This window comes from Winogradskyella psychrotolerans, from assembly GCF_018860565.1.
Classification (GTDB): Bacteria; Bacteroidota; Bacteroidia; order Flavobacteriales; family Flavobacteriaceae; genus Winogradskyella; species Winogradskyella damuponensis.
This window is the reverse complement of the sequence record NZ_JAHKPS010000022.1, coordinates 403923-419374: the sequence shown is the minus strand read 5'-3', so window position 1 is coordinate 419374 and position 15452 is coordinate 403923. Positions and strand designations below refer to the sequence as shown.

15 protein-coding genes are annotated in these 15452 nt (G+C 34.3%); 8 read left to right on the top strand and 7 right to left on the bottom strand.

Annotation, left to right across the window (positions count from 1 at the left end):
* Nucleotides 1-7: 7 nt before the first annotated feature.
* From KO504_RS10770 to KO504_RS10745, 6 genes are all read right to left on the bottom strand, one after another.
* The gene (locus KO504_RS10770; protein ID WP_092446327.1) at nt 8-451 is read right to left on the bottom strand and encodes a LexA family protein; all 444 of its coding nucleotides are present in this window, start codon (nt 449-451) and stop codon (nt 8-10) included.
* An 86-nt stretch (nt 452-537) separates the two neighbouring features.
* Complete coding sequence (locus tag KO504_RS10765; RefSeq protein ID WP_215927419.1) at nt 538-1794, bottom strand: Y-family DNA polymerase; 1257 nt, start codon at nt 1792-1794, stop codon at nt 538-540.
* A gap of 152 nt (nt 1795-1946) precedes the next feature.
* Nucleotides 1947-3743, bottom strand: coding sequence for a M61 family metallopeptidase (locus tag KO504_RS10760; RefSeq protein WP_215926758.1), 1797 nt, complete (start codon nt 3741-3743; stop codon nt 1947-1949).
* Between the two features lie 44 nt (nt 3744-3787).
* Nucleotides 3788-3994 (bottom strand): helix-turn-helix domain-containing protein, encoded by a 207-nt coding sequence (locus tag KO504_RS10755; protein ID WP_092446321.1) that lies wholly within the window; start codon nt 3992-3994, stop codon nt 3788-3790.
* A gap of 2 nt (nt 3995-3996) precedes the next feature.
* Nucleotides 3997-4806: a DUF2975 domain-containing protein gene (locus KO504_RS10750; protein WP_215926756.1), complete on the bottom strand. Its 810-nt coding sequence runs from the start codon at nt 4804-4806 to the stop codon at nt 3997-3999.
* A 2-nt stretch (nt 4807-4808) separates the two neighbouring features.
* Complete coding sequence (locus KO504_RS10745; RefSeq protein WP_215926754.1) at nt 4809-5318, bottom strand: DUF2975 domain-containing protein; 510 nt, start codon at nt 5316-5318, stop codon at nt 4809-4811.
* Between the two features lie 225 nt (nt 5319-5543).
* Here KO504_RS10745 and KO504_RS10740 point away from each other — a divergent pair, with 225 nt between their 5' ends.
* Together KO504_RS10740 and KO504_RS10735 are read left to right on the top strand one after the other, a co-directional pair.
* Nucleotides 5544-6092: a hypothetical protein gene (locus tag KO504_RS10740; RefSeq protein ID WP_215926752.1), complete on the top strand. Its 549-nt coding sequence runs from the start codon at nt 5544-5546 to the stop codon at nt 6090-6092.
* A 68-nt stretch (nt 6093-6160) separates the two neighbouring features.
* On the top strand, nt 6161-6577 hold the full coding sequence (locus KO504_RS10735; RefSeq protein ID WP_215926750.1) for a putative signal transducing protein: 417 nt from the start codon (nt 6161-6163) through the stop codon (nt 6575-6577).
* Here the strand turns inward: KO504_RS10735 and KO504_RS10730 are convergent.
* A complete protein-coding gene (locus KO504_RS10730) occupies nt 6567-8063 on the bottom strand; it encodes a PLP-dependent aminotransferase family protein (protein ID WP_215926748.1) in 1497 nt (498 codons plus the stop codon). The genes KO504_RS10735 and KO504_RS10730 overlap by 11 nt on opposite strands.
* 70 nt (nt 8064-8133) lie before the next feature.
* Here KO504_RS10730 and KO504_RS10725 point away from each other — a divergent pair, with 70 nt between their 5' ends.
* From KO504_RS10725 to KO504_RS10700, 6 genes are all read left to right on the top strand, one after another.
* Complete coding sequence (locus KO504_RS10725) at nt 8134-9960, top strand: TonB-dependent receptor domain-containing protein (RefSeq protein ID WP_215926746.1); 1827 nt, start codon at nt 8134-8136, stop codon at nt 9958-9960.
* Between the two features lie 1002 nt (nt 9961-10962).
* Entirely contained in the window at nt 10963-11271 is a 309-nt protein-coding gene (locus KO504_RS10720; protein ID WP_215926744.1) for a GIY-YIG nuclease family protein, read from the top strand.
* Between the two features lie 832 nt (nt 11272-12103).
* Nucleotides 12104-12745: a hypothetical protein gene (locus KO504_RS10715; RefSeq protein WP_215926743.1), complete on the top strand. Its 642-nt coding sequence runs from the start codon at nt 12104-12106 to the stop codon at nt 12743-12745.
* Nucleotides 12746-12770: 25 nt separating this feature from the next.
* A complete protein-coding gene (locus KO504_RS10710; protein WP_215926741.1) occupies nt 12771-14201 on the top strand; it encodes a flotillin family protein in 1431 nt (476 codons plus the stop codon).
* A gap of 58 nt (nt 14202-14259) precedes the next feature.
* Nucleotides 14260-14733, top strand: a complete 474-nt coding sequence (locus tag KO504_RS10705) for a hypothetical protein (RefSeq protein ID WP_215926739.1) — start codon at nt 14260-14262, stop codon at nt 14731-14733.
* 114 nt (nt 14734-14847) lie between these two features.
* Entirely contained in the window at nt 14848-15339 is a 492-nt protein-coding gene (locus KO504_RS10700; RefSeq protein WP_215926737.1) for a DUF6646 family protein, read from the top strand.
* Nucleotides 15340-15452 lie beyond the last annotated feature (113 nt).

Sequence of the window (15452 nt, the reverse complement as noted above, 5' to 3'; positions counted from 1 at the left end):
GGGATTATTAATAAACCTTTTTTATTACGTTGGTTACTATTCCCCAAATCACAAAATTATTATCTTCTGTAATTTTTATAATAGGATAGTTTGGATTTTCGGGCTGCAACCACACCTCTCCGTTAGAAACTCTAAGGCGTTTTACAGTAAATTCACCATCTAGAAAACATACTGCTATTTTATTATTTGCAGGTTCTAAGCTTCTGTCTATAACTAATAAATCATTATCATCTAAACCTGCACCAATCATAGATTGCCCACTTACTTTAGCGTAAAATGTAGCTTCCTTATTTTTAACTAACTCATCATCTAAAGACAAACGTTGCTCTTTAAAATCTTCTGCTGGTGATGGAAACCCTGCAGAAATTCCTGTATCAAAAAAATTAGTACCAGCGCCTTCAATGGCTTCTGGCATAAAAAACGTTAGATGTTGTGACTTATACGTTATCATATTTTAATTTTATTTGTCTTTATAAGAAACTTTTAAATGTGGTCTTAACCTTATATATTTTACTTCGCTAATAGCTATACATAAAACTACTTAACAACAATTATATCATTAATATTAGTAGTATATCTTGGAGATAATCGTTCTTGACGCATTTTCCAAGTACGTTCTAAATCTTGATTTCCTAATTTTATTTTATTGCCTTTATATTTCCTATTTATAACATCTATTACAGACATTAAAGGCTTATGCTTTGGATCTTCTTTATGAAACAAATCTAACTGAAAATTATCTGTAGGCACCAAACCGGTAACAATAACTCCTGCTCTTTTGTATTTTATCCCCTTTTTATAAATCGATTTTACTGCATTTACAGCTTGTGTGCTAATTAACAAGGAAGAATCTGTAGGAAACGGAAAACTAACCATTGTACTAACCTTATGCTGTTCTAAATCTTTTTTATGCCTATCACTACTTAGCATAACAATAATCATGTGACAACTAGAGTTTTGCTTGCGTAATTTCTCTGCGCAACTTGTTGCAAAGGTAGAGATTCGTTCTTTTATATTATCGATATCAGAATAGGTATATTCAAAACTTCGTGTGGTAGCAATAGCGCGTTTTGTGGTTGGCTCATCTAAAGTAATTTTAGAAACCCCTTCTAAGTCCTTTTTAAGTTTCCACTCGGTAATAGAAAATGTTTGTCGGACCCAATCATCAGATAACTGTGTAAAATCATAAGCTGTATGGCATCCTTTTGCTTTTAAGCGTTTTTGCAAACCACGACCTATTCCCCAAACGTCTTCAATCTTAATCCATTTTAAGGCTTTAATTCGAGATGCTTCGGAAGCTATAACATAAACGCCTTTAGTTTCTTTAGGAAACTTACGTGCAATTTTATTGGCAACTTTACTTAATGCTTTTGTAGGAGCAACACCTACACAAGTAGGAATACCGGTCCACTTTAAAATCCGTGTTCTTATTTGACCACCGTAAGCTTCTAAATTATAATTTTCAAAACCTTTAAACTGAAGAAAAGCTTCGTCTATACTATAGATTTCAACATCTGGAGTAAACTGCTCTAATATGCGCATTACACGACTACTCATATCGCCATATAACGGATAATTAGATGAAAACACTTTAATATTATGAGCTTTACAAAAGCTTTCCCATTTAAAAATTGGAGCTCCCATAGGCAAACCAACAGCCTTAGCTTCATCACTGCGCGCAATAACACAACCATCATTATTACTTAAAATAGCAATAGGTTGATGACGCAAATTAGGGTTAAAAACCCGCTCACAAGAGGCATAAAAATTATTACAATCTACTAAGGCATACATAATGTAAAAATACAAAAAGACCTTACAGGTTTTTAAAATCTGTAAGGTCTAGTTTAAAATTTATTATAAAATATTATTTAAGCGTCTTCAAATACTTATAATTTCCCTTTGGTCTTCTTTCTTCTGCTTAACCAAATAAGACATCACTAATTTTACTTGGCACCCAACCAAGCGTCACGATTTGCTTTAGCCGCTTCAGATAAATCATCAAAACTTGAAATAGTATAAGACGTATCAGCATCTAAAGTGAGTTTTACAGTGTGTCGTTTTCCAAAGCGTTCATAAACAACATCAACGGTTTGATTCGGTTTTACGGTGCCTAAAATTTTATTTAAGTCTGATGTTTCATTGATCTCAACACCATCAATTTTAAGTAACTTATCTCCTTTTTCAAGTCCTGCGGCATAAGCTCCAGAACCGACCATTGTATTACTTGTAATGACTTGATTGTTTAAACGCAATCCAAAAGCAGGCTGGTCTGTATTTTGTTGTAATTGCACACCAACCGTTTTAAACAAGCTTTCAAAATCTGGCATGTCGCTTTTATAGATATAATTGTTGAAAAAAGCATCACCAAATTCAGCACCTGCATAATCCTTTAATGTTTGCTGTAAATCAGCAATGGTATAATAGGTTTCCGTCTTGCCGTAAGTATTCCAAACCAATGTCATATAATCATCTAGATTCAGGTTTTCGGCTCTAAGCGATAAATCTAAAGCCAGACCTAACATACTGCCATACGAATAATAGGAAATAAAAGTATTGCCACGATTGATATCATCTACAGAACGTGCCGCATCTACAAACGGAGCTTGGTAGCTCATCTCGATAGGATTAAAAAACTGTAGTCCTGGTGAATTCCAAACGTAATTAAACGTTCCTGTAAGCCCTTTTATATAATCTTCCTGTGTGATAAGTCCGGCTCTGGTTAAGGTTAAATCGTCATAATAACTGGTAAATCCTTCAGCAAACCAAAGCTCGCCACTCATGTTAGCGGCTTCAAAATTAAAAGGCTCTAAACTTTCTGGTCGTATACGTTCTACATTCCAGCAATGAAAAAACTCATGAGAAACAGTACCAATATTACGATCGGCTCCATCAGCTAAACTTCGTGTGCTGGTGACGATAGTAGAATTCCGGTGTTCCATACCATCTCCTGTGGCATTAGGAATATAACAGCCTAAAAATGTGTATTCTCCGTAATCGAAAGTTGGTAATTCGCCAAAAACTGCTTTTTGTTGTAAGATTGTTTTTTTAACCTTTTCAAAATAATCATCAAATTCCGCTGCGGTTCCATTATGGTGCAATGCAAAATTGATCTTTTGATCATCAACCTCAAACGAACGTACCATATGGTCGCTAATTTCCGTTGGACTATCCATAAAATACTGTAAGTTTTCAGCGGAATACCTGTTGCCTTCTACGAGCTTTAACTGCGTTGCAATTTTCCAGTTTAAGTCTTTGCGAGGTTTAAATTCAATGTTGAAGGTGTCATTCTCCAAACTCGGAGCATACATAAACGTCGCTGGCATATTAAGATGCGCATGCGTTTCATCAACTTGTGCGTAGGTTCCATCTCCATGATTGGCATATAAGGTGTAATTGACTATGATAGTGCCATCGTGATTATTCACAATCCAAGAATACGGATCGGGACGTGTTGTTTCTAAAACATTACCCTTCCCATCTGTAACCTTTACGTTATAAACATTCTTAGCAAATTCGTGAATAGCATAACGTCCTGGTGAGCTTCTAGACATTCTAAATTCAGCTTCACCGGATTTTAAACCTTTAAAAGTGGCAGTGATTTCAGCTTCATGATGTGCTGCATTTTCAAACGAAATTATATAACTTGAACTTCCTGTAGTTGTTAATTCTGTTTCAGAAGTTTTGTCGTCTTTGCAATTCACTAAACATAAAAAAGACAGTAATAAAATTAGGCTTCGCATCTATTCAATTTTTTAGACACCCAAGATACTAATTTTTAAAACCTTTAATCCTCTACGTATTCTAGAATGTCACTAGGCTGACACTCTAAAGCCTTACAAATCGCTTCTAAAGTAGAAAACCGAATGGCTTTTGCTTTTCCTGTTTTTAAAATAGAAAGGTTTGCGGTTGTGATCCCAACCTGTTCTGCAAGTTCGTTACTCTTCATGCCACGTTTGGCTAATATGATGTCTAAGTTGACTATTATGGGCATGGTTATATAGTTAAATCGTTTTCTTGTTGAATTTGGTTTCCTTTATTAAGAAGTGTACTTAAAACAAGCAACATAAATCCTATTAAAAATAGTACAAAATCAAAATCCAAACGTGGATTCATAGAAATAGTAACATACTTTAAATTGTAATCTAAAGGACTAATACTAACATAAGGCAAATCAATACCTAAGATAAAATTAATTATAGAATTTAATAATACATAGCATATTAACAATATACCTATCAAGTTAATACTCTTATATAATTTTTGAGAAAATAAAAAATTCGTTTTTAAAGCTTTAAATATTCTTTTAAGAAAAAGGAACACAAGTAATAGTATCAATAAACCTGAATATGATCTAACAATTATAAGAAATTTATTAACCATCGTTTTCGGATTAACCGTTATGAATCCATTGCTTACGAGTTGTGTTGAAGTAAATTCATAATGATCCACCATATCCTTATTATGAATACTTACTATCGATTTAAAATCTAAAGAATCTTCAGAAGTTATTGGTTTAACATAAGTACCTGTTCCACTAGAATAACTTTGCCCCAAAGTATTAATACCTTCTTTTTCTAATTTAAAAAGACTATTATTATACATTGCCTTTTTGGGACTAATTTGAACTTTTACAGGCATCTGATAACCAATAGAATGATGACTTCCTGAAGAAAAATTGCCAATCTTTCCATCAGTAGTAAATACATCAATACTAATTGACGCTACAAACCATAGTAATAACGTATAAAATGAAATATTACAAAACCAATATAATAACCCAACAAGTGTATTTTCCTTTTTCATAATCAAACCGTTAAATCATTTTCTTCCTTTGCCTTTTTCGCCACCTTAAACACCTCACTTAATACCATAAAAAATAAGCCCAAACAGATGAGCATAAGGTAAGGGCTTAACCCGAGGTTTATCTTTAGTTGACTTGTAAAAACTAATTGGCCTACAAAAATTAATACAGAAGCTATAATCCCAACACCTGTAAGCAAATAACCAATCTTATAAAAATTAGTTATAACATCAGCATGAAAAGGCTTAACCCTCTGAAAATAACGCAAGGTTTTTCTAAACAGATACACACAATAAATAGTTATAAACCCCAAAGCAATAAAGACCAAGCCAAATAACTGAGCAGATACTGAAAATGTTTTAATAATGGACTTGTCTGCATCTAATATCATATCCAACGATTCTGGTTCAATAAACATGTAGACAGCCAAAAAACTAAGTATCAATAGTGCAGGAATACAGGTCACTATCCAGACAAAATCTATTAAACTTTTTAAAATTATTAATTTTCGCATTTTAAATAATTATCGTTTTACGATAACAAATATATTAAAATTATCGATAAACAATAATTTTTATTAAATAGATGATTTATATAATAGACCTAGCAGGTTTTAAAAACCTAGCAGGTCTTTTTCATATATTTGAAACATGAAACATCCATAACTAGCTTTTGATATCCAAGGGAATGATAAAATGGATGTACCATGTGACCGATAAAAAACAATGCATATAAACACATGAAACCCAACACCATCATTTCAGAAAGCCCTAGACCTATTTGGCAAATACCTATTGCTGCGCTATTCTTTACGGTGGCTTTCGGAATTATGGGTTATAAAGTTTTTCTATGGACAACAACAAACCAACCGCTAGGTATACGGTTATTAGATTTTGAAGGTGTTATTTATTTTACTGGTATTGGCGCCAGTTTTTGCTCTAGAAAACGCATCCATATAGACATTGCTAATTCCCGGTTTAGACCAACCATTGAAGTTGGCCCTGTAAAAATAGGCTCATGGCAAACCATCAAAAACTATCAATATGTATCTGTATTTCATCAACCCATTGTCGGTGGTGATTATATATTTGAAGTCAATCTGTGGTACGATAACAACAAGCATTTTGAATTGTACGAAGAAGACAACTACAAAGAAGCCTTTCTCATCGGTTACGAACTTTCAGAACAACTCAACATCGATTTGCTAGACGCTACAGTGCCTAACGACTTTAAATGGATTGATAAAGACGAATGGAAAGCTAAGATGGCATCTGGCAACATTGAATAACCTCTCTTTAGACCTATCAGGTTTTAAAAACCTAGCAGGTCTCCACAAGAATATAGTATCTTTACCTCATGCAAGACACCTTCGTTACCATAGCCAGATTCCCCTATTCTACAGAAGCGCAAATAGCAAAAGGACGATTAGAAGCCGATGGTATCGAAGTCTTTTTAAGAGATAATCTTACCATAGACACAGATCCTTTAGTGAGCCAAGCCATTGGAGGTGTAAAATTAAAAGTACTTGCCAAGGACGAAGAACGAGCGCGAGCCATTTTAAAATCAATTAAAGCCTATTCTGTAGACAACGAAGGGCACCCTATTGTTTGTCCCAATTGTAAAGGTGAACATATTGAAATGTACACCACCATTACTAATTTTAAATCCTTGATATCTTTTCTAATTGGCCTCCTATTCTTTACACTACCTTTTAGCGCACGTTACCAATACAAATGTGAAGATTGCAAAACTGAATTTCCCATTAAAAATTAAGCACCTTATCATAAGCACGTTTCAGTTTTTTAATCACAATTTCGAGTTCGTCTTCATTTAAATGTCCAAATCCAAAACGAATTGCACAAGTCGTTTTATCTTGATATAAAATCGTTTTTGGAAGAAACAAATCTATACGCGCTGCTTCTTCGGCAAGCTTTACTAACGACAAAGGATGCTTAAATTGTAACCAAATAGCCAAACCTCCAGAGGGTTGTTCATAGCTAATAATGCCATTAAAGTATTGCTGCAAGTATTTACACAAGCAATCACGGCGTTGTTTATAGGTCACAATATTCTTTTTCACTAGCCTATAAATTTCACCTTCAGATATAAGTTCAGACAACATTTGCTCTTGTATTAAATCACCTTGCTCATCAAGTAAACTTAAATAGTTGTGAGCTTCGGCAATTAAATTATCTGGCGCAACCACAAAACCCGTTTGAAAACTAGGAAACAATGATTGGCCCATTTTACCCAAATAAATTACCATACCGTTGGCATCTGCGCTTGCCATAGGTAACATAGCAGATCCTTCAAACTGAAAATCGTAATCATAATCATCCTCAATAATAGCAAATCCATAAGTTTTTGCTAATTGCAAAAGTTGTAATCGCCTTTGAGCACTTAATGTTTTGGTCGTTGGATACTGTCTATGTGCACAGACATAAACACACCTAATGCTGTGTTTTATAAAATGCTTTTTTATATAATCTACATCTAAGCCTTCGTCATCTACAGGAATAGCTTTTAACGCTGCTCCGGCTTCTTGAAAAATTGTATTTGAGGCATAATGACTTAATTGCCCAACCAACACCACATCATCTTTCTTAATTAATAGTTGCGATACAATGTACAAACTCATCTCTGTGCTACGCGTGCTTATGACATTGTTCGGGTTAATACGAAAACCACGTGTCGCATTTAAATAATTACACAATTGTGTTTTAAACACCGAAGGCGTTGCTACCGATGCTCTATTCCATTTATTAATTAAAGGTTTGCGTTTCATAGCAGCACTATACCATCTCGAAAACTGATGTACTGGATGCAAACGTAAATCAGGCTGACCATCATTAATTATATATTTAGCCGACGTTTCTTGAAGTGTAGATGCCAAATGAAACGATTTTTGAAATGGAAAACCAGCGACTTTAGGATAATTATAAGCACGATCTATACGCTCTGCTGTAGCTTTTATTTTTGCAGTAGCCTGCTCTGGCACCAAAACAAAAGTCCCTCTATTTGGTATAATATCTACCCAACCTTGAGAGGCTAATTCTTCATAAATAGCCACAGCGGTATTACGATGTATATTTAATAACTCACTAAAGACACGAGTACCTGGCAATTTGCTCCCTTTAGATAAATAACCACGTTGTATACCATTAATTATTTGCTGTGCTACTTGTATGTATACAGGTTGCACCGAAGCTTTGTCAAAACTAACAAGCTGTTTTATAAGATCACTAACCGGACTATTCATTGTTTTAAAACTGGACTATCTTAATCGTCCGGAAAGTTACGACTTTTGCCTCGTTAAAACTTAGAACACAATGACAAATAAATACATACACCTTGCTTTTATTATGCTTTTCATATCTCAAATAAACGCACAAGAGCAAACCATAAAAACCGATTCTTTAAACGAAGTAATCATCACTTCAACACGTATTGATTTACCCTTCAAGGACAATTCCAGAACCATAAATATTATGACCTCAGCAGATATTAAAAGTAGTGCTGCGGTGACCATTTCAGATGTATTACAGCAAATCGCAGGTGTCGATATTAGACGTCGTGGCACCGGAGGAAGTCAGGCCGATTTATTTATTAGAGGTGGTGGTTTCGATCAAACATTGTTATTAATAGACGGCATTAAAATGGACGATGCACAAACAGGGCATCATACCTTAAATGCGGCGCTTCCGCTTGAAGTTATTGAACGTATAGAAGTCATAAAAGGACCTGCGGCACGTGTTTTTGGACAAAATGCATTTACAGGAGCTATTAATATTGTCACAAAATCGAGTTTAGATAATGCCGTGTCTGCAAATCTTGAAACGGGTTCTTTTGGTCAACTTAATGGTTCTGTAACTGTTGGTAATGAATTAGAAAACTCAACACACATCCTTCATATAGGAAAAATGACCTCTGAAGGCTACCGGAACAATTCAGATTATGACAATTCTAACTATGTCTTAAAAAGTGTCTTCAACAAAAAAGATCAACCTATTGAAATGATTGCCACATTTTCTGAACGTAAGTTTGGTGCCGAAAATTTTTACACCACCAATCCTGCTTATAATGAATATGAAGAAACACAAAACAGTTTAATCGCCTTCACCACGAAATTTCAATCTGAAAAACTAAAAATTCAACCGCGTATCTATTGGAAACGCAACCAAGATATGTTCCTTCTAAAACGTTTTGAACCTGCATTCTTCAGAAATTTCCACCTGTCTAACAAAATTGGAGCCGAGGCCAATGCGGCATACACCTCTAAATTAGGGATTACAGGCTTTGGGATAGACCTCTCTAAAACCTATTTACGCAGTAATAACTTAGGTAATCACAACCGTTTTATGGCAACAGCTTTTTTAGAACACCGTTTTCAATTTATCGATAACCGTTTAGATATTACACCTGGTGTTGCCGTCACCTATTTTTCGGATTTTAAATTTAACGGATTCCCTGGATTAGATGTAGGGTTCGATATTACCAACAACCTTAAAGCCTACGGAAATATTGGATTTACCTATAGAATCCCTACCTATACCGATTTATATTACAGCGATCCAAGAACCAACGGCAACGAAAATTTAGAACCAGAAGAAGCCTTTGCGCAAGAAATTGGTGTTAAATACAATTCCCAAAGTATTAGAGCGAGTCTATCCGTTTTTAATCGCGATGCCAAAAACTTGATTGATTTTATAAGACCAAACACCATTGAAGAAATCTTTACAGCCACTAACATTGCAGAAGTCAATACCAAAGGGCTCGAAATTGATGTGGCTTATAATTTTGAAATAAATAGCTTTAACCAAACCTTAGCTTTTGGATATGCCTATTTAGAAGATGATATTTTAGAGCAAAACGAGGAACTATCACGTTATGCTTTAAACACCTTAAAACATCATTACACCACACGATTAAGCACACAACTACTCAAAAACGTGAGCCAAAGCATCATTTACAAATATGCCGAACGCACCACAGGACAAACCTATAATGTTTGGGACGCTTCAATAATTATGAAATTGAACCAGATGGAATTATCCGTAACAGCAAGCAACATTTTTGATGCCGATTATATTGAATCTGGCTTTACACCAATGCCGCCAAGTAATGTGTTGTTTGGCTTGCGTTATAAATTTAAATAAATATTTTCATTCCTTTGAATACTGTCATTCCTGCGAAAGCAGGAATCCACAACAACACTTCATCATTAAACCAATCTACAAAATACTGTCATCCCTACAAACTTTGTCATTCCTGCCAAAGCAGAAAAACCTTCAACTACATCCAAGCTAAGCCATTACAAATAACAACACACCTTGTCATTCCTGCGCAGGCAGGAATCCAAAACAACACTACATTTTTAAATCAATTATTATGCGTTCAATAACTTAATTCTTCATAATAATTAATCAAACAGACATCAACCATATAAAGTAGATTCCTGCTTTCGCAGGAATGACAAAAGACTAAAAACAATGAATAGTATAATCTAAATGCAACACGCTCTATCATTCCAACCAAAGCAGAAAAACCTTCAGGTACATACAAGCTAAGCCATTACAAATAACAACATGCTTTGTCATTCCTGCGTAGGCAGGAATCCACAATAATACAACCTAGTTTAAAACAATTACTATGCGTTAAATAACTTAATTCTTCATAATAATTAATCAAACAGACATCAACTATATAAAGTAGATTCCTGCCTACGCAGGAATGACAGAAGACTAAAAACAATGAATAGTATAATCTAAATGCAACACGCTCTATCATTCCAGCCAAAGCAGAAAAATCTTCAGGTACATACAAGCTAAGCCATTACAAATAGCAACACACCTTGTCATTCCTGCGAAAGCAGGAATCCAAAACAACACTACACCTTTAAATCAATTACTATGCGTTCAATAACTTAATTCTTCATAATAATTAATCAAACAGACATCAACTATATAAAGTAGATTCCTGCCTACGCAGGAATGACAAAGTACTTATCAAACAAACCTATTTTAAAAAAGTAACCCTCTGTATTTCACAACTTTGAAAACAATTTATATCTTTATTAAAATCGACATATTTTGTCTCTATTTTAAAAAAGACAAACCTTCAACTTAAAGAAACCTCATCCACAATGCATTTATAAAAATATGCATAGAAATGTACATCAATATTACCTCTACATACTATCTAACAAATATAACGGTACTTTGTACATTGGTGTTACCAACGATTTAGAGCGTAGAATGTTTGAACATAAAAACAAATTAGTCGAAGGTTTTACAAAAAAATACGGTTTAGATAGATTAATATATTTTGAAACCTATCAATATGTCAATGATGCTATAAAAAGAGAAAAGAATATGAAAAAATGGAAGCGTCAATGGAAAATAGATCTTATTGAAGAAGAGAATCCAATCTGGAAAGATTTATCTAAAGACTGGACTTGTTTTCAATAGTAGAATATGTATTAATATTTAAGAGCATATATTCTCTTTATGCCTGTCATTCCTGTGAAAGCAGGAATCCAAAAACAACACTACACCTTTAAATCAATTACTATGCGTTAAATAACTTAATTCTTCATAATAATTAATCAAACAGACATCAATCATATAAAGTAGATTCCTGCTTTCGCAGGAATGACAAAAGACTAAAAACAATGAATAGTATAATCTAAATGCAACACGCTCTATCATTCTAGCCAAAGCAGAAAAACCTTCAACTGCATCCAAGCTAAGCCATTACAAATAACAATACGCTTTGTCATTCCTGCGAAAGCAGGAATCCACAACACCACCACCAAGCTTAAACATGTCCTATAATTCCAACAACTATTAATATTATAAAGCACAAAAGTAAATAAGTAGACCCCTACTCACGCAGGAATGACAAGTAGAGAGAACATAATTAGTCTTGTAATAGCCTACAAGAGTTTTGAAACCTTACAGGATACAAATCAATTGATGACTTCTGCTTCAAAACAAAATATTTTTCAAAAAACCTGTAACAAAATTCCTTCATCTACTACCTATATATTGAAAGTGGTCTAAATCTCAAAACTATATTGAGACCCCAAAGTATAGAAACGACCGTACTTGCAATAACCATCAAAATTACAATTGACATTCCAAATTTGAATCCATTAGTATTCAAACTAAATTTCATTAAGAACTAAAAGATTTCAAAATTTTTAATGGTGGTTATACTGGGACCGATTTACTTTCAAAATAAGATTGTATAATCTCACAATGGTCGTATATTTATTAACTCATTTCTAAACTAAATCTTATGGCTGAATGGTTTTCAAATTTAGAATTTCTATCCAAAATGTATTGGTTAGTGGCTATCATTGGCTCACTCATTTTCTCTATTGTTATGATTATGGCTTTTACAGGAGGAGATGCCGATGATATTGGCGACCTAGACTCCGATATTGATGCTGATGGAGCTGGTTTTCAATTTATATCTTTTAAAAACCTTGTGGGCTTTTTCACCATATTTGGTTGGAGTGGCATTGCATGTATAGATGCCGGACTTTCTACACCACTAACTATAATTATTTCTGTGATTTGCGGATTGTTAATGATGGTAATTATGGCTTCACTATTTTATTTTATTAGCAAACTTTCAGATAGTGGTACTTTAAATTATAAAAATGCGCTCGATGCCGTTGGTGAAGTCTATCTAACTATTGGAGCAGAGCGCTCTAAAATGGGAAAAGTAACCGTGAGTGTACAAGGCACCATGCGCGAATTAGATGCGCTTACCGATGCATTAACCGAACTAAAATCAGGCACCATCATAAAAGTGGTCGATGTTACTTCTAACGGCATTCTCATCGTAGACCAAACACGGAAACCTATTGAACCCTCAAAACACATAAAAGACCCCTTGTTGAGTAATGCTACTCAAAAGAAAATTTCAAAATAAAACTAATTCTTCAAATTTATAAACTATGTATTTACTAACCATTCAAGAAAATTTTAACCCTGAGAGTCTTGGCGGACCAATGCTTCTCATTTTTGTAGCACTATTTATAGTGGTAACCTTAATTATTTTAATAAAACGCTACAAACGCTGTCCTTCAGATAGAATTTTAGTGGTTTACGGAAAAGTTGGAGGTGGCCAATCGGCAAAATGTATTCATGGTGGAGCGGCTTTTATCATTCCGGTTATTCAAGATTATGAATTCTTAGATTTAACACCAATTTCTATCGAAGTAAATTTAGTTAACGCCTTATCTAAACAAAACATTCGTGTTAACGTACCATCACGTTTTACTATTGGTGTATCTACAGAACCAGGTATTATGCAAAATGCCGCAGAACGTTTATTAGGTTTAGGAGCACAAGATGTTCAAGAATTAGCTAAGGAAATTATTTTTGGTCAGTTACGTTTAGTAGTGGCTTCAATGGATATTGAAGAAATTAATAATGATAGAGACAAATTCTTAACTAACATTTCGCAATCTGTTGAAACGGAATTAAAGAAAGTAGGTTTAAAACTCATCAACGTAAACATAACAGATATCGTTGACGAATCGGGTTATATTGAAGCCCTTGGTAAAGAAGCTGCAGCTCACGCTATTAACGCTGCACGTAAATCGGTTGCAGAGAAAACCAGAGATGGATCTATTGGTGAAGCTAACGCAGTACAAGACGAAAGAACTCAAGTTGCTGCGGCTAACGCACAAGCCGTAGAAGGTGAAAACACCGCAAAAATTGCCGTTGCAAATTCAGACTCCTTACGTCGTCAACGTGAAGCAGAAGCAGAACGTGTAGCAATCGCTTCAGAAAAAGTACAAAGTGCAAAGGCCTTACAAGAGTCTTATGCCGCTGAGCAAGAAGCAGAAACAGCGAGAGCAGAGCGTGAGCGTTCTTCTCAAATGGCCGATGTTATTGTACCTGCAGAAATTGATAAGAAAAAAGCCGAAATTGATGCTGAAGCCGAAGCAGAACGCATTAGAAGACGTGCCAAAGGTGAGGCAGATGCCATACTCTTTAAAGCACAAGCCGAAGCACAAGGTCAGTTTGAAATCTTAACGAAACAAGCTGCTGGTATGGAGCAAATTGTAAAAGCTGCTGGCAATAATAGTAGAGATGCCGTATTATTATTAATTGCAGATAAATTGCCAGAACTTGTAAAAACGCAAGCCGATGCGATCAAAAATATTAAAATAGACAAAGTAACTGTTTGGGACAATGGCAGCAGTGGTGAAGACGGAAAATCATCAACCGCAAACTTCCTGTCTGGCATGTACAAATCAGTACCACCATTACAAGAAATGTTTAATATGGCTGGTATGGATTTACCAGAATATCTAAAAGGAAAAGATAAAAAAGAGATTGAAGCAGAAGATGCTAAGATTGAAACATCTAAAGACTAATTAAAACTAAAAAAGTCCATTTTTAAAAGAATGGACTTTTTACATTTTAATATAAACGATGAACACATTTAAATTTAAAAGAAAAAATGTAGCTTGGCAATGGGTAGTAGGAAGTTTTGCTGTAATTGTTGGTATCGTAAGCATTATAAAAGACATTAAAGGTTTAGTACCACTATTTATTGGCTTCTATTTACTCATACAAGATGGTATAGAGTTAGATTACAAAAACAAAACCTACAGACGTATTAAATCCTTGTTTGGAATTACTATAGGGAAATGGCAACCACTGCCAGAAATAGAGTATATCTCTGTGTTTAAAACTACAGAAACTACAACGGTTTGGGCTGCAAGTGCAAGTGCCAATGTATCTAATGCTGTGGTTAAGGTGAACCTTTTTTATAATACCAATCAGAAAATAGAGATTTACGATTCTAAAAACGAAGATGATGCGTTCTCAAAAGCAAAAGAATTAGCAGCCATTTTACATGTCGATATTTTAGATGCAACTTCAGGTGAAACAAAATGGTTATAAACTTTAATTATTTAAAGACAAATTTTTACTATAAACACCTCGCCTTTCGACTATTATTCTGACACATTTAAGAATTCTATTTGTATATTTGCCCAGATTTTTAAAATTTATAAAATGAAAAATATTTTATTAGTAGTCGCTTTATTAGCTATAAGCTTTGGTAATGCTCAAGCTTTTGAAGGTAAAGGAGACACTAAATTTCAAGTTGGTGCTAACTTTCAAGAATATGCTACAGGTATTAATGTAAGTTACGATTATGGTTTAGGTGAAAATATGTCTGTTGGACTTTCTTCTACTTATGCCTTAGGAATATCTGATGGTTTAGATGCCGATTTTGGAGATCGCTTTGATTTAAAAGCAAGATTTAATGCTAATTTAGGTAATGTTATTAATATCGATGAAAATTTTGATTTTTACCCTGGATTAAGCTTAAGCCTTAAAAACTTTGGTGGTCATGTTGGAGCACGTTATTTCTTTTCGCAAGGTTTTGGTGTCTATTCAGAAGCTTCATTTCCTTTAGCAAAATACAGCAACGATAAATCTAAAATTGGCTACTACATTCACAACCAATTTGCGTTTAATATTGGAGCTGTTTTTAACCTGTAGGCAAAACATAAACCACAGCGCAGTTAGCCCTAAGCACATCGCTTAAATTTTAACCACGCTACATAAAATACAAGGCCTTTTCACTCGATACCCATTCGGATGTAAAGGCTTTT